18 protein-coding genes are annotated in these 15,286 nt (G+C 51.6%); 7 read left to right on the top strand and 11 right to left on the bottom strand.

What is annotated here, in order from left to right:
* Positions 1–212 (top strand): IS3 family transposase (locus KO087_RS07740; RefSeq protein WP_215508699.1); only part of this gene is annotated, 212 nt, incomplete at its 5' end.
* A gap of 103 nt (positions 213–315) precedes the next feature.
* Here the strand turns inward: KO087_RS07740 and KO087_RS07735 are convergent.
* The 8 genes from KO087_RS07735 to KO087_RS07700 form a co-directional block, all read right to left on the bottom strand.
* Positions 316–1,980, bottom strand: coding sequence for a VWA domain-containing protein (locus tag KO087_RS07735; RefSeq protein WP_215508698.1), 1,665 nt, complete (start codon positions 1,978–1,980; stop codon positions 316–318).
* A 3-nt stretch (positions 1,981–1,983) separates the two neighbouring features.
* Positions 1,984–2,862 carry an AAA family ATPase gene (locus KO087_RS07730; protein WP_215508697.1) on the bottom strand — a complete coding sequence of 293 codons (879 nt, stop codon included), beginning with the start codon at positions 2,860–2,862 and terminating at the stop codon, positions 1,984–1,986.
* Between the two features lie 206 nt (positions 2,863–3,068).
* On the bottom strand, positions 3,069–3,563 hold the full coding sequence (locus KO087_RS07725) for a ferritin-like domain-containing protein (protein WP_215508696.1): 495 nt from the start codon (positions 3,561–3,563) through the stop codon (positions 3,069–3,071).
* Positions 3,553–4,110: a 2-oxoacid:ferredoxin oxidoreductase subunit gamma family protein gene (locus KO087_RS07720; RefSeq protein WP_215508695.1), complete on the bottom strand. Its 558-nt coding sequence runs from the start codon at positions 4,108–4,110 to the stop codon at positions 3,553–3,555. The genes KO087_RS07725 and KO087_RS07720 overlap by 11 nt, the downstream gene beginning before the upstream one ends.
* Positions 4,110–4,856 carry a thiamine pyrophosphate-dependent enzyme gene (locus tag KO087_RS07715; RefSeq protein WP_108831609.1) on the bottom strand — a complete coding sequence of 249 codons (747 nt, stop codon included), beginning with the start codon at positions 4,854–4,856 and terminating at the stop codon, positions 4,110–4,112. Before KO087_RS07715 ends, KO087_RS07720 begins: the two co-directional genes overlap by 1 nt.
* Position 4,857: 1 nt before the next feature.
* Positions 4,858–5,916, bottom strand: a complete 1,059-nt coding sequence (locus KO087_RS07710) for a 3-methyl-2-oxobutanoate dehydrogenase subunit VorB (protein ID WP_215508694.1) — start codon at positions 5,914–5,916, stop codon at positions 4,858–4,860.
* 12 nt (positions 5,917–5,928) lie between these two features.
* Entirely contained in the window at positions 5,929–6,150 is a 222-nt protein-coding gene (locus KO087_RS07705) for a 4Fe-4S dicluster domain-containing protein (RefSeq protein WP_108831611.1), read from the bottom strand.
* Between the two features lie 12 nt (positions 6,151–6,162).
* Positions 6,163–6,849, bottom strand: coding sequence for a nucleotide-binding protein (locus tag KO087_RS07700; RefSeq protein ID WP_215508693.1), 687 nt, complete (start codon positions 6,847–6,849; stop codon positions 6,163–6,165).
* A 208-nt stretch (positions 6,850–7,057) separates the two neighbouring features.
* On the opposite strand from KO087_RS07700, the gene KO087_RS07695 reads away from it, so the two are divergent.
* From KO087_RS07695 to hcp, 3 genes are all read left to right on the top strand, one after another.
* Positions 7,058–7,390: a hypothetical protein gene (locus tag KO087_RS07695; protein WP_215508692.1), complete on the top strand. Its 333-nt coding sequence runs from the start codon at positions 7,058–7,060 to the stop codon at positions 7,388–7,390.
* Positions 7,380–8,033 (top strand): Crp/Fnr family transcriptional regulator, encoded by a 654-nt coding sequence (locus KO087_RS07690; protein ID WP_215508691.1) that lies wholly within the window; start codon positions 7,380–7,382, stop codon positions 8,031–8,033. Before KO087_RS07695 ends, KO087_RS07690 begins: the two co-directional genes overlap by 11 nt.
* Positions 8,034–8,124: 91 nt before the next feature.
* Positions 8,125–9,744, top strand: a complete 1,620-nt coding sequence (gene hcp, locus KO087_RS07685) for a hydroxylamine reductase (RefSeq protein ID WP_215508690.1) — start codon at positions 8,125–8,127, stop codon at positions 9,742–9,744.
* A gap of 114 nt (positions 9,745–9,858) precedes the next feature.
* Here hcp and panD read toward each other — a convergent pair whose 3' ends face one another.
* Positions 9,859–10,242: an aspartate 1-decarboxylase gene (gene panD / locus KO087_RS07680; protein WP_215508689.1), complete on the bottom strand. Its 384-nt coding sequence runs from the start codon at positions 10,240–10,242 to the stop codon at positions 9,859–9,861.
* A 203-nt stretch (positions 10,243–10,445) separates the two neighbouring features.
* Here panD and KO087_RS07675 point away from each other — a divergent pair, with 203 nt between their 5' ends.
* Positions 10,446–11,264 carry a copper amine oxidase N-terminal domain-containing protein gene (locus tag KO087_RS07675; protein ID WP_215508688.1) on the top strand — a complete coding sequence of 273 codons (819 nt, stop codon included), beginning with the start codon at positions 10,446–10,448 and terminating at the stop codon, positions 11,262–11,264.
* Between the two features lie 60 nt (positions 11,265–11,324).
* Here KO087_RS07675 and KO087_RS07670 read toward each other — a convergent pair whose 3' ends face one another.
* The gene (locus KO087_RS07670) at positions 11,325–12,275 is read right to left on the bottom strand and encodes a DMT family transporter (protein WP_251374973.1); all 951 of its coding nucleotides are present in this window, start codon (positions 12,273–12,275) and stop codon (positions 11,325–11,327) included.
* A 92-nt stretch (positions 12,276–12,367) separates the two neighbouring features.
* Positions 12,368–12,892, bottom strand: coding sequence for a nucleoside/nucleotide kinase family protein (locus KO087_RS07665; RefSeq protein ID WP_215508687.1), 525 nt, complete (start codon positions 12,890–12,892; stop codon positions 12,368–12,370).
* Between the two features lie 159 nt (positions 12,893–13,051).
* Here KO087_RS07665 and gap point away from each other — a divergent pair, with 159 nt between their 5' ends.
* Together gap and KO087_RS07655 are read left to right on the top strand one after the other, a co-directional pair.
* Positions 13,052–14,062: a type I glyceraldehyde-3-phosphate dehydrogenase gene (gene gap, locus KO087_RS07660; protein ID WP_215508686.1), complete on the top strand. Its 1,011-nt coding sequence runs from the start codon at positions 13,052–13,054 to the stop codon at positions 14,060–14,062.
* Positions 14,063–14,106: 44 nt separating this feature from the next.
* Entirely contained in the window at positions 14,107–15,285 is a 1,179-nt protein-coding gene (locus KO087_RS07655; protein WP_215508685.1) for a phosphoglycerate kinase, read from the top strand.
* The last annotated feature ends 1 nt before the right edge of the window (position 15,286 follow it).

Here is a 15,286-nt window from a genome sequence, read left to right as displayed (position 1 = left end):
CCAGAAAAGGCAATTGCTACGACAACGCACCCATGGAAAACTTCTTCAGCGTACTGAAAAGAGAAATCTATGCCGGCCACGTCTACCAAAGCCGGCAAGAACTCGTTCGGGCCATTGAAAATTTTATCCGCTATTACAACAACGATCGAATCAAAGAAAAGTTAGGAGGTCTGAGTCCGAAAGAGTACCGTGAACGCATGCAATCCGCATAGAACGAATGTTATGTAAAACAAAATCGAGTAAGCGAAATGCTTACTCGATTAAGTCCAACTTTATGGGGTCACTCTACTACGCCGGGGGATGTTTATTGCGTGGTTAATTCATTTTCACCAGTTCTTTTTGGATCCATTTGCCTGCCACATGGGCGATTTGTTCGATTTTTTGGATTTTCACGAAGCGGTGGCGGAAAAGTGTGTCCGCATTATCCACGTGGTCGCTGTTTAAGAGGGCGAGGATCTTCACGTTTTTACGCGCCAGGGCGTCCAGGTAGCGGGCCGTATCTTCCAGGGCGGGCTTGTCGGCATAGGCCTTGCCGGGGCGCAGGCCTTTTCCCGCCAGGGGCTTGAAGTCGCTGGGATTGGCGTCGGTGAGCACGATGGAAAGCTGCGGCGCCTTTCCATCGAGAAGGGTGGGGTAGGCTTTAAAGAAAAGGCCGTCGCGGTTCCAGCCCATGGCTTTGTAGCGGAAGATTTGTTTCATGTCGCAGGGATCGTCGTCGTCTTTTAAAATGGTGACGACGGTGGTATCTTCCACCGTTTGGTAGGAGAGGATGCGGTTTCGAATGCCGTTGTTTTCCAGGGATTTGGCGAGGATATAGGCTTCGATGGCGATGTCCGATTCGATGGCGAGGAGGGAAGCGGAGGCATCGAGAATGAGATCCACGTGAAAGCTCGGGGCGGGAAGGAGGTTTTTTCGCTCGAAAATGGCGGCGCGACCCGATATTTCAGCGCGAAAGGCGCGGCGGGGAATGAGTTTGCCTCGGCGGGCTACTTCGCCGCTCGTGGTGGTAACAGAAGCCAGTTTCAGCTTAAAGGCCCGGGTCAAGTCGTTGATGGCGCGGTTGTAGCTGCTTTTGTTTTCCTGAAATTTCAGCAGGTGGCGGTTCACGGTGCGGGCGTTTAAATCCTGATCCTGGCTTTTGTCTTTCTCGTCGATGCCGCGGGTAAAGTAGATGCGGGATTTTCTGTGGCCCTCCGTGCAAATGGCGCGGTTCAGGGCAAGGCTCTTTTCGTCGGAGAAAAGGTTTCTGCCGAAGGTTTTTTCGATGTCATCGTCTCGGCTTTTTTTCATGGCGCGAAAGAAATGAAAGAAGAGGGGCAGATCGCCGCCACCGCCGTCGTGAAACATGCCGGGCACATTGTCTCGGGCCACGGAGACGTAGCCGGGAATGGAGAAGAGGTGAATGGCGGGCAAGGGGATCACCGGGGGCCGGGCGTGCTTTCGAAAGCGCAGGTCGCGGGCGAAGAGGGCCTCCACGCGGGCCTGGAGATCCGATGCCGTCGTGTCTTCGGGGAGGCGAAGATCGCCGTAGATGGCCGTTTCTTTTTTGCTGAGTTTTTTATAGGGCAGGCCGAGGATGTCGTGGGTGCGCTTCATTTCCATGGTGTAGAAGAGGGGTTGCCGCAGGGCCAGGGTGCGCCTGCGCAGGTCGTAGGCGTCGTCTAAAAAGCGGCGGGCGAAGGCGCGTCTGAGATCTGAAAGCACCGGCCGCACCTTCACTTCGCGGTGATAGACGGCCTCTTCCAAAAGGTAGAGGGCGAAGAGATCGTATTTCTCCCGGAGAATTTGGCCGGAGAAGGAGGCGAAGAGGCGCTCCAAGGTTTCGGCACCGAAGTATTTTGCGGCAAGGCCCAGGATGAAGTTTAAGTAGAAATCATCATTCCCCGCCAGGTCTTTGCCGTAGAGAGAGGGAGCGAAGTGGTAGTTTTCCGCTCCCGCCCACTGAAGGTTGTCGGTTCTGTTTGTTCCGCGGGTGTTCATGGATCAGTCCGCGAGGTCGTCGAAATACAAGGCGTCTTTGAAACGAACCTTGAACAGATCGGCGAGGAGTTCTTCTTCGAAGGGATCGAAGAGTTTGTTCGACAAGGTCATGGTAAGGGCCTTTTTCAGCTCCAGGCCTTCTTTCACCAGATCCAAGGCGTCGAAGAGGCCGCGAATGTCTACGGCGTGGCGGGGGATTTCGTTGGCGGCGGCCTTTTTGTCCATGTCTGCCACGAGGCGGGCCAGGTCGCGAACAAAGGCGGGCTTTAGACGCGGGTGAGTCTCTTCGATTAATTGCTTCAGATCCGCCTCGGCCATGGCGGGCATTTTCAATACGACGAAGCGGGAGAGCAGGGCTTCGTTTAAGTCCCGGGTGCCTTCGTAGCCCTCGTTCATGGTGGCGATGAAGCGGGTGGCCGGGTGGATTTTAATGAGGTCGTAGCCGGGCATATCGATGATGCGGCGGTAGTCCAAGGTGGAGTGGAGCACGGCCAGGGCTTCGTTTTTCGCCATATTGATCTCGTCCAGCACGGCAAAGCCGCCGACTTTCGATGCCATGGTAATGGGGCCTTCCCGGAAGAAGACATTGCCGTCTTTTAAGCTGTCGTCGCCCATAAGGGCCGCGGCGTCGATGCTCATGTGCAGGGACACATTCCACAATGGCCGCTGAAAAAGCTTGGCCAAATTTTCCGCCAGCACGTTTTTTCCCGTGGATTTTTCGCCGACGAGAAGCAGATTTTTCCCGGACAAAATGGCGGCGGTGGCGGCACGCAGGATCTCCTCGCCGTGGTAGCGGAAGCGGGGATCGGGAATGCGGCTCTTGTAGGCCGCGGGAAGGGGATTGCTTTCAATAAATGCTTGAATAGGGTCTGTTTGATTCATGTTCATCTCTCATTTGTTCTTTCACTTCGGTTTGCGTTCAATACATGAACGGGTGGTCTTATATGTATTGTACCACGAAATTCTGCTGCCGTTTATGGGGAGTCTCATAGATAAAGCGGCGAGCGGAAATTTGCCTTGAACAAATAAAGAAAGTGCAACAAAAAAAGCCCGCCGAAGCGGGCTCTTTTGTCGAGAAACTCTTCTCTTTAGAAGGGTTCAAAGTTTTGCATGTTCCACCATTCTTGTTGGTAGATGTCGTATTGTTTTTGAAGGGTTTCGAGGTGGCTTTCTTCCCACTTAACTAAGATGTCGAAAAGCTTTTTGGATTCTTCGCTATCAACTTTTTCCTTAGCTTCGCTGTAGAATTTCACGGAATCTTTTTCCATGTTCATACCTACGGAGAAGACGGTAACTGCCAAGCGAACCATGTCTTCGTCAACCTTGTCCCATTTGAAGATGCCCGGAGAGGGAACTTCTTCTTTAAGGGCTTCGGGGTCGAAGTTAATGCTTCTGGAACCGTCGATGAGCTTTTCGGAAAGGCTTCTTAAATATTCGATGTGTTCTTCTTCTTGGCGTGCCAAGTCTAAGAGAGCGTCTTTCGTAGCAGAGGGAGCGAATTTTTCTGCAGACAGTTTGTAAAATTCAGCACCTTCCACTTCGTTTAACATGGCTCGTCTCAGAATTTCAACTTCATTTCGCATTGAGGATCTCCTTCATTTTGTTTTCGCCGAATTTCAGGGCGTCTAAGTTCATCTTCATGATCTTTTCACCTTTTTTGCCGTAGAGTTTGTCAACGGCTTTTTCCAAAGCTTCTTGGCTGACCATGTTCAGGATCGTGTTAAATGCGCCGATCATAATCATGTTCAGTACACGGGGGTTGCCGTATTCTTCGGTCAATTGGTTGACGGGCAGGTGGTGAGAAGTAATGTCTTTTCTGGAGGTGTCTTTGCTGACCAGGGAGCTGTTAATGAAGATGTGGCCGCCCGGAGCAACGTAGGATTCAAATTTGTCCAGAGAAGGTTCGTTCATAACGATGGCTGCATCGGCAGTAGAGATGTTCGGTGCGCCGATGGGTTCGTCGGAAATGATGACGGAGCAGTTTGCAGCGCCGCCACGCATAGCGGGACCGTAAGAAGGTAACCAGGATACGTGTTTGTTATCGAACATGCCGGCATAGGTCAATAATTGGCCGATACCCATAACGCCTTGGCCGCCGAAGCCGGATACAATTACTCTGTTTGTAGTCATTATAGATCCTCCCCGTTACGCAGATTTCCTAAGGGATAGTAGGGAATCATGTTTTCTTCTAACCATTTCAATGCTTCTGCCGGCGGGTAACCCCAGTTGGTCGGGCAAGCGGAAAGTACTTCGACGATACCGAAGCCTTTGCCTTCTAATTGAATTTCGAAGCAGCGTTTGATGGCTTTTTTCGCTTTGCGGATGTTTGCCGGAGTGTTTACAGCAACACGTTCGACGAATTTTGCGCCGTCGATGGTTGCGAGCATTTCGGCAATGCGAATGGGGCGTCCGGACCAATCAACTTGACGGCCGGTGGGAGAAGTGGTGGTCTTTTGGCCGATCAAGGTCGTGGGGGCCATTTGGCCGCCGGTCATACCGTAGATGGCGTTGTTAACGAAGATGGTGGAAATCTTTTCGCCGCGGTGAGCCGCTTGTACGATTTCACCGGAACCGATGGATGCCAAGTCGCCGTCGCCTTGGTAGGTGAAGACGAATTTGTCGGGCGTAGAACGTTTGATACCGGTAGCAACAGCCGGTGCACGGCCGTGAGCGGCTTCATACATATCGCAGTTGAAGTATTTGTATGCGAGTACGGCGCAGCCTACCGGTGCGATACCGATGGTGTTGCCGGTGAGTCCTAATTCTTCCAAGCATTCAGCCACGAGTTTGTGGATAACGCCGTGGGTACAGCCGGGGCAGTAGTGAGTAGGGACATCGGTTAATGCTTTGCTTTTCGTGTAGATAAGTTTTTCCATTTTACGCCTCCAATAACTTTAAAGCTACGTCTGCGATTTCTTCAGCCGTGGGAATCATACCGCCTTGACGACCGTAGAATTCTACGGGGATTCTGCCGAGAACGGAAAGACGTACGTCTTCGACCATTTGACCTTGGTTCAATTCCACGTCCAAGATGACTTTACATTTGTCATTGATCTTGTCGTAAGCTTCGTTGGGGAAGGGCCAGAGGGTAATGGGGCGCACGTAACCGACTTTGTAGCCTTTGGCTTTTAAGAGTTCGCCTGCAGACTTACAAATACGGCTGGTGGTACCGAATGCGGTAAAGACGATATCGGCGTCTTCAACATCGATGACTTCGGCGCGTTTTTCGTTTTCAGAAATGGCTTTGTATTTAGCAATCAACTTCAGGTTGTGTGCTTCCAATTCGTCGGGAGAAAGGAAGAGGGAGTTGATGATGTGGGGTTCGCGCTTGCCTTGGGTACCGGTGGCTGCCCAATCGGATTTGTCGAATGTCTTGGTTTCGAATTTTTTAAATTCGATGGGTTCCATCATTTGACCGAGCATACCGTCGCCGCACATGATGACGGGGGTGCGGTATTGATCTGCCAAGTCGAAGCCTAAGTGAATTAAGTCAACCATTTCTTGGATGGATGCCGGTGCTAAGGTTAAGGTACGATAGTCGCCGTTACCACCGCCGCGCGTGGATTGGAAATAGTCGGTTTGAGACGGTTGGATGGAGCCGAGGCCCGGGCCGCCACGCATCATGTTGATGATCATGCAGGGAAGTTCACAAGCAGCGATGTAGCTGATGCCTTCTTGCATAAGGGAAACCCCGGGAGACGAGGAGCTGGTAGCTACGCGGGTACCGGTACCGGCGGAGCCGTAGATCATGTTGATTGCAGCAACTTCCGATTCGGCTTGCAGGAACGTGCCGCCGATTTTCGGTAATTCTCTTGCTAAGTATTCGGGAACTTCGGATTGAGGCGTAATGGGGTAGCCGAAATATGTTTTACAACCGGCGGCGATGAGTGCCGCGCCGACAGCTTCGTTACCTTTGATTAGAATTTTTTCAGACATGTGAGACTCCTTTCACTCTTCGATGCGGTAGACGCTGATGACAGAGTCGGGGCAGATGATAGCACAAGATGTGCATGCGATACAATCATCCGGATTTTTTGCGTAGGCAGGTCTGTAGCCCTTCGGGTTTAATTCGTCGGTTTTAAGAGCCAAGACGTCCTTGGGGCAGACAGAGACGCAGAGGGCGCAACCCTTGCAGTACTCTTGATCGAAAGTGACTTTTCCTTTTGCCATTGGTTTTCCTCCTTATAGCATCCATTGATCTCGGAAATAGAGATCGATGGGAAGAATATACAGATCGTCGTTTGTGCGCGCTCGAACTTCATCGACTAAGTCGCTCTTGCAAACTGTTCCCAACAGAGGCAGGCCTGTTTGGTCGCTGACCGCCTCGGCCAACTTCAAGCCTTCGATAACATCGTCGGCTGTGGTGTGCTTCAGGAAGTGTGCGGTGTTGAACAAGCCGGTAATTTGCGTACCGCTCGTAGCCTGGGTGTCTTCCATAAATTTGATGACCTGCTCAGGCGTTTTTGTTTCCGGGCGGTTGGAGTTAATGACAAAGATTTGTTCATACCCCGTGTCTTCCAAAGTCGGGCGATAGCGGGCGAGGGCGCGAGCACCGGAGGGATTTCCGCCGACGTCGACGATGACTCGCGTGTCCTTGTTTAAAAGAATCGCGTCGATCGCCGGATCCAGCGCGGGAATATCCACGGCTCTTGCCTTCACGCCGGTGGAGAGGGTGCGGATCCCCTTTTCATTCATGAGATCATCTTTATCTCTGATGCGGAAGTAGGTATTAATAATATCTAAATCCACGACCGCCACCTCTTCATTCTCCTCGCGAAGCTTGAGGGCCAAGTTGATGGACATTTCCGTTTTACCGCTGCCGAAGTGGCCGGTAATAATGAGAATCCTGTGATGCTTCTTCCAATCCATAATTTCTTCCTTTCTTAAAGAATCGCAGCGAGAAAACATTAGCTTACTTCGGTAACGTTTTCTGCTAAGGACAATATACCATATAAAACATAATTGCGAAAGGAGTCGTGGAAATTTAGCAAATTACACCTAAATTTTCGTTAAATGGTTTAATATGTAGCGTATTTGGTTATTTTTATAGAAAGATATCTGTTAACGGGAGGGCTTTATGAAAAAGCATACATTTGAACGATATATTATAGATGATAAACAGAATAGGACAAGGGCCTTTGAAGCGGAAGAAGCGGTGCGTCGATTTAAAAAGCGCCAGTCGGATAGAGTCTTGCCTCTTCTCGGAAAAAAGGCGTCGGCGGCGGTGGCTGCGGCTTTTTTGCGCAGCCTTTCAAACAGGCGGCGCCCTATGTATCTTTCGCGGCGGATTCAGAGGGCCAGGCTTTCGTCTCGACGGCGGTTTTTCACCGGGGCGGATCTGTCCCGGGCCGTGCACGAGACGAATTTTCGCCTGCGCCGCTTGAGACGAGGTGAAGGCCGTGGCCGGTAGACACACTCTCTTTTCAGGTATCGGCGAGCAGGCGCTGCGCGAGCATTTAAAGGCGTGCAGTGCGAGGGAAACAACGGTTCGATCAGGAGACTATGTGTTTCGCGAAGGCGACGAGGCGAAGGGGCTTTTTATTCTCTTGGGCGGGGCCGTGGAAGTGGAGAAAAACGATTTTTCAGGCAAGCGGCAAATGGTGAATCGTTTTCGCCAAAAGGACACGGTCTTCGGCGAGGTGTATCTTTTTTTAGATGACAGGCCCTATGATTTTGCCTGTCGCGCCGTCAAGGACAGCCGTTTCCTCTTTCTGCCGAAGGACGCCTTCGATCCCGCAGGCGGCGACGTGGCGCAGAAAATGACGGCCAATATGCTCACGGTATTGGCGAAGAAGGCGTATTTTCTCAATCAAAAGATGGTGGTGCTTTCGGCGGGGAGCCTTCAGAAAAAGATCGCCCGCCACCTGCTCTTTGTGAACCCCACGGGGGAAGATTTCGAATTAATGAGTCGGGAGGCGCTGGCGGATTACTTGGCCGTGCCACGGCCTTCTCTCTCCCGCACCCTGATGAAAATGCATCGGGACGGATTTATCGATTTAAAAGGGCGAAACGTGTCCTTTGATCCGAAAACCTTGGAAACTTTATTATTTTAATGGCTTAGGCGTAACAAAAGTTACGTCTATTTTTTTCGCCGGCACCTATACTGAAAATACGATCAAGCAAAGAAGAAATAGGAGGTAGCTTATGTTTTGTTTTCAATGTCAGGAAACCGCCGGCAATAAAGGCTGTACGGTAAAAGGGGTTTGCGGAAAGACGAAAGACGTGGCGGATCTGCAGGATTTGTTGATTTACGTCACCAAGGGCCTGGCTCAAGTGGCTAATCGCAAGGGGGATTTAGGCGAGATGAAAGAAGAGGTACAAGACCGCATCGCCGACAATCTTTTCACCACCATAACCAATGCGAATTTCAATCCGCAAACGGTGGAAGAATACATTGTAAAGACCCTGGACATGAAGAAGGAATTGGCCCAAGGGATGAGTGATCTCCCCGCCGAAGCTGCATTCGACGTGCGGGAAGGGCTTACGGAAGCGGCAAAGGCCGATGCAATCGGCGTCCTTGCCACGAAAGATGAAGACATTCGATCCCTTCGCGAGCTCATTACCTACGGCTTAAAGGGCACGGCGGCCTATACCCGCCACGCCAATGTGCTGGGATTTAGAGATGACGAGGTTCACGCATTTATGGCGGAAGCCTTGGAAAAAATTACCGACGACAGCTTAACGGTGGACGAGCTCGTGGCCCTCACCTTAAAAACAGGGGAAAACGGCGTAAAGGCCATGGCCCTCTTGGATGAAGCCAACACGACAAAATTCGGCCATCCGGAAATCACGGAAGTGTCCCTTGAGCCGCGAAACAATCCCGGGATATTAATCTCCGGCCACGATTTAAAGGACATGGAAGAACTCCTCGAACAAACGAAAGGCACCGGCGTGGACGTCTACACCCACTCGGAAATGCTCCCCGCCAATTACTATCCCGCATTTAAGAAATACGACCACTTCGTCGGCAATTATGGCGGCAGCTGGTGGCACCAAAAAGAAGAATTCGCCTCCTTTAACGGCCCCATACTCATGACCACCAATTGCATCGTGCCTCCGAAAGAAGGCAGCTATTTGGATCGCCTCTATACCACCGGCGTGGCAAGCTATCCGGGTGCGAAATTTATCGACGAAGACGACAAGGGACACAAGGATTTCAGTGCCATCATCGAACAGGCCAAGGGCTGCAAGGCGCCTGAAAAAATCGAAGAAGGCACCATCGTCGGCGGCTTCGCCCATAATCAAGTGTTTGCTCTGGCGGATAAAGTCGTGGATGCGGTAAAGAGCGGTGCCATTAAGAAATTTGTGGTCATGGGCGGCTGCGACGGACGGCAAAGGGACCGCAATTACTACGAAGATTTCGCCAAGGCCCTGCCGGATGACACGGTGATTTTAACGGCGGGCTGTGCGAAGTATCGCTACAACAAACTGCACATGGGCGACATCGGCGGCATTCCCCGCGTCTTAGACGCCGGCCAATGCAACGACTCCTACTCCCTCGCCGTCATCGCCATGAAGCTGCAGGAAATCTTCGGGCTCGCCGACATTAACGAACTGCCCATCGTCTACAACATCGCCTGGTACGAACAAAAGGCCGTCATTGTGCTTCTGGCCCTCTTGTCCTTAGGCGTAAAGAACATTCACCTGGGGCCGACCCTGCCCGCCTTCTTAAGCGACAATGTGGTGAAGGTGCTGGTGGAAAACTTCAACATCGCCCCCAACGGAACCGTGGAAGAAGACATTCAAAACCTGATCCTGTCCTAAGGATTGGCACAAAAAAAGAAGGAAGGGAATCCTTCCTTCATCCTGATTATGAAACCCGCTTCGAAGCGGGTTTTTTCATGGGCAAAATGAATTTCGCCCCTTATTGCATTGCCTTTACGACAAGGTGCCGTGTTTTTCGTAGGTCGCGATTTGCTTGACGCCGTTGTTTTCGTCCACAAAGACCACCTTCGGCGCGTAGTCCGAAAGCTCATTGGCCTCGTAGGCGGCGTAGCTCATAATAATCACCTTGTCTCCCACAGAGACCAGTCGCGCAGCGGCACCGTTTAAGCAAATCACGCCGCTGTTGCGTTCGCCGGCAATGGTGTAGGTCTCCAAACGGGAGCCGTTGTCGATGTCCACCACTTGCACCTTCTGATACTCTCTAATACCCGAGGCCTCCAGGAGCGCCTCATCGATGGTAATGCTTCCCACATAGTTAAGTTCAGCTTGGGTCACCGTCGCTCGGTGAATTTTTCCCTGTAACATCTCTACTTGCATAATTCTCCTTGTAAAATTGTCGGCGGAAAAATCCGCTGGTTTTGCCTGCCCCTTAAACGGGGCGAGTATCGTTTAAAAAAATACGATCTCCGGGAAATACTATACGCCGATGCGAGAGGCATTGCAATTTATTTTTATTGGTTGTATTTTTATCGGAGGGGGGTACAATACTCATATAGATACTGTTGTAGAAAGGAGAAAACATGAAAAAATTTGTACTTATTTTGCTGGCCTTGTGCTTTATTCCCACTTTGGCCTTTGCCAACGGCCCGGAAGACGACGACGAATACCCCATCGACGTCTATATTAAGGGCGTTCAAGCCGGCATGTACGAAGGCTTTACCGGCGTAGAAGTGAAGAACGACCGCATCACTCTTCCCGTTCGCGTCGTCGCCGAAGGTCTGGGCGGAAAAGCGGACTGGAACGGCAAGACCCGGGAAGTCACCCTGACCAACGGAAAAAATGTAGTGGTCATGACCATCGGCAAGAAAGCTTACACGGTCAACGGCGTGAAGAAGACCATGGACACGGTGCCGCGGATTTCCAAAGACCGCACCTATCTTCCCATGCGTTTCGTCGCCGAAGCCCTCGGCGTGAAGGTTCAATGGGACGAAAAGAATCGCACGGCCCTTTTCGGCGATATGGAAATCGGCAAGAAGGTGAAGGGCGAAAAAGTGTCGCTCTATAAAAATGTGTCCTTCACCATTCCCGAAGACAAGAAAGACATGTTCCTGTACAAGGAAGAAAAAATGGATAGCGGCTTTTTGAGAAAGAGCCTCTACGAAAAGAAAAACCACGCCGCCGACGAATCCATCGGCTGGGTGGGCTGCTTCGACATTGCCGACAAACCGGAAGGCGACATTCCCTCTTACGTCGTGGGGCGGATCGGAAACAAGTACCTGATCTTTATCTGCGCCTCCGACGTGCAAACCAGTTTGGAAAACAAGGAATTACAAAAAGCCTACAATGACGCGCGGAAAGAATTGCCGGAAATTCTTTCCACCGTTGAAATCGCCAAATGAGCCAATTAAAAGCGGAGGTTTGCGCCTCCGTTTTTTCGTGCCCAGAAAGGCTGTTTGTATTTATTTTTCTGCGAGGGCTTTTTGCTCTCGGCGGTGTTGTTCGTAGATAATCAAGCTCGATGCCGCGGCGATGAGGAGGATGCCGACGATTTCGTGCTTGTAAACAATGTCTCCGAGAAAAATCGCCGACAGGATCGGCGAGAGAATGGGTTTTACGAAAAAGACCAGAGAGGACACGGCTACGGGATTGGTTTCCACGGCGAAAAGGTGGCTGGCAAAGCCCAGGCCCGTGACGAAGACGGAAATGTAGAGAAGAATGAGGATGTTGTCCGGGGCAATGCCCTTTAGAATGGGGATCTCCGCGAAGACATCGAGACCCACGGCTTTCAGGGCGCCGGCCACGGGGGCCGTGCGGGAGATCATAATCAAGATGAAAAGTTCCGCCACGCCGAAGAGAAAGGAGCGGGAGGTAATGGTGGGCGCCTTAAAGGGAGCGTCTTTGTAGAGGATTTTTCCCACCAAGGCGTAGACGGAAAAGGACAGGGCCGAGATCAGGATGATGACGACGCCTAAAAGGGAGCCCTTGAAGTGGGCGGGATTAATGAGCACGAGAAAGCCCACGAAGGACAGGGCCACGGCGAAGAGCATGGGCCGGTTCATTTTCTCCGTGGTAAAGAAATGGGCCAGGAGCATGGAGAAAAAAGTGTTGGCGCAAAAGAGGACGCCGGCCACGTGGGCGTCGAGGAAGGAGACGGACAAGGTGTAGAAGGTCATGGACACGACGATGCACAAAAAGCCCGTAAAGGCGAAGTGGAGGTAGTCTTTTTTCACCAGTTTGTATGTAAGCGTTGAAAGCTCTTTGCGGCTAATGGGATAGAGCAGTATCCCCGCCACCAAAAAGCGGATAAAGTTTAGTTGAACAGGATTAAAGGCGCCGCCGGTAAATTTAATGGCGACCTCCATAGACGAAAACAGGAATGCAGCTGCGAACACGTATAAATAATTCATCATGTCACCTCCCACTCATTCTATCAAAAATTTTATAAAATGGCGGGGAAAAGGGAAGAAAAATTTACGGGAACGAAAAATTTTTGTGAAAGATTTCACCTTCCTCTTTCGATAAGGGCACGGGCCACAACCTGATTCAACGCATCGAACACCGCCTCTTCAGATCCGGAACCGTCGACGATGGCGTCGCATTGAAGTTTGAAATGTTCCTTGTCGAAGCGGTCTTCATCCCGCCGCTTTATGAGGCGGGCGTGGCGGGTGGCCTCGTCTAAGCGAAGGCCGATGACATAGGCCCCGGCGGCGCGCAATTCCTCCGCCCCCTTGTCGTCTAACACGACGACGGCGTGGCGCGCATCGCTTTTAATAATCGAAAGAAGATCCGCCTTCGGGATGCCGTATTTCGCCCCGTGAATGGCGGTGGGGGCCAAAAGCTCGCCGTTTTTCAGGCGGGCGTCGTAGGTTTTTTCGTCGAGAAAATAATAGTCGCGGCCGTTCATTTCCCCCGCCCGCGGCGGTCTGGTGGTGGCGGTAATAATTTTTTCAAAGTTTTTTTCGCGGGCCAAAAGGGCGGCCTGGGTCGTTTTTCCCGATCCGGAAGGACCTTGGAGGACGAAGAGCATAATTTGTCCTTTCTATTTATCATTGCTTATCGCATTGAGGGGCAGTTTCTGATATGATGAAAAGGATGGATTTTTATGATCGAGGGCGGTGATTATTCCCGCCTTTGGGTATCATTTAAACAGATAACAATCGGAAACAATCGATACAAGGAGGATACAATGACTATTCGTGTAGGTGTTAATGGGTTTGGCCGCATCGGCCGCGACGTGATTCGCGGAATTTGCTTACGAGACGACCTGCCCTTCGAATTGGTTCAATTAAATGCCAGTGGGGACTGGGAGCTTATGGCCCATCTGTTCCGCCACGACACCATTTACCGCAACTATCCCGGCACCGTCAAGGTAACGGACAAGGGCTTTAACATCGACGGCAAAGACATTATTATTTCCGACGAACGGGATCCCGAAAACATTCCTTGGAAAGAAAACAAGGTGGACATCGTCATCGACACCACCGGCGCATTTAAAGACCGCGACGGCGCGGAAAAACACTTCAAGGCCGGTGCAAAGAAGGTCATCGTATCGGCGCCGACCAAGGGCGAAGACATTACCATCGTCATGGGCGTCAACAGTGATCTTTACGACAACGAAAAGCACCACTTCCTGTCCAACGCGTCTTGCACCACCAACTGCATGGCGCCGGTGACAAAGATTATACTGGATACCTTCGGCATTGAAAAGGGCATGATGACCACGGTCCACGCCTACACCAATGACCAAAAGATCCACGATGCCAAGCACAAAAAAGACTGGCGCAGAGCCCGTGCGGCGGCGGAAAATATTATCCCCACCTCCACCGGCGCTGCCAAAGCCGTGGCACAAGTATTGCCGGAACTTAAGGGCAAACTCGACGGCCACGCCCTTCGCGTACCCGTTCCCACGGGATCCATTACAGACATGGTTTTCGAACTGAAAAAACCCGCTACCGTAGAAGAAATTAACGCAGCCATTAAAAAGGCGGCAGAAGGCCCCATGAAGGGAATTTTGGAATACACGGAAGAGCCCATCGTCTCCTCCGACATTATCGCCAATCCCCACGCTTCGATTTTTGATGCGTCCCTTACCTTGGCCAACGGCAATTTCGTGAAGCTCTTCTCTTGGTACGACAACGAATGGGGTTATAGCCAAAGAGTCATCGACTTGGCAAGCTTAGTTGCAGAAAAGATGTAATAGGAAGTCGAGCTCTTTACGGGCTCGATTTTTTTGGAGGAATTATGGACTTAAAACAATTGGACGTTCAGGGCAAACGCGTCTTGGTGCGCGTGGATTTTAATGTGCCGGTAAAAGACGGCAAGGTGACGGATGTGACCCGTATCGAAGCGGCTCGCCCCACCATCGACTACTTGCTGGATAAGGGCGCATCGGTGATTTTAATGAGCCACCGGGGCCGTCCCAAGGGAACTTACGACGAAGCATTTTCCATGGCGCCTGTATTGAAGGCGGCGGAAAAAGTATTGGATCACAAGATCATTCCCATGTTCTCCGGCGCCGTGGTCGACGAAAATGTTGAGCGCATGGCCCGGGAGCTCGCGCCCGGCGACATGGGCCTTTTGGAAAATCTGCGCTTCAGAAATGAAGAAAAGAAAAACGACGACGGTTTTGCCGCTGAATTGGCATCCCTCGCCGACTGTTATGTCAACGACGCCTTCGGCACCGCCCACCGGGCCCACGCATCCAATGTGGGCATCGTGAAGAAATTGCCTGCCGCACTGGGCTTTTTAATGGGCAAAGAAGTGCAGGTGCTTTCCGATTTAATCGAAAAGCCTAAACGTCCCTTCATGGCCATTTTAGGCGGCGCGAAAGTAAGCGATAAAATTTCCGTCATCGACAATTTAATGAACGTAGTCGATGAAATCTTTATCGTCGGCGCCATGGCCAACACCTTCCTTTTGGCGAAGGGCCACGGTATGGGCGCATCCCTCGTGGAAGTCGACGAAGTGGATCACGCCAAGGAACTCATGGCCAAGGCCGAGAAAAAAGGCGTGGCGTTGAATCTGCCCGTGGATTTGGTTGTAGCCAAGGGCATCGACCAACCGAAGACCGTCCGCACCGCCCATTTGGACGACATTCAGGCCGATGAAATGGCCCTGGATATCGGCGAAGATACGGTAAAAGCCTACGGCGAAGGATTAAAACACGCCAAGTCCGTCGTATGGAACGGACCGGCCGGCGTCTTTGAAACGGCGCCCTTCGACAAGGGCACTGTGGCTCTCGCGAAGATTTTAGGCGATTTGGATGCCGAAGTGGTCATCGGCGGCGGCGATTCCGCGGCGGCCATTAAACAGGCGGGCCTTGAAGATAAGATGAGCCACATCTCCTCCGGCGGCGGCGCCAGCTTGGAATTTTTGGAAGGAAAAATCCTTCCCGCCATCGCCGTTATGAAAGAGGTGTAAG

Source organism: Peptoniphilus rachelemmaiella (assembly GCF_943169845.1).
In the GTDB taxonomy this organism is placed as follows: domain Bacteria; phylum Bacillota; class Clostridia; order Tissierellales; family Peptoniphilaceae; genus Aedoeadaptatus; species Aedoeadaptatus rachelemmaiella.
The sequence above is the reverse complement of the archived record's forward strand: the minus strand, read 5'-3'. Positions and strand labels throughout refer to the sequence as shown.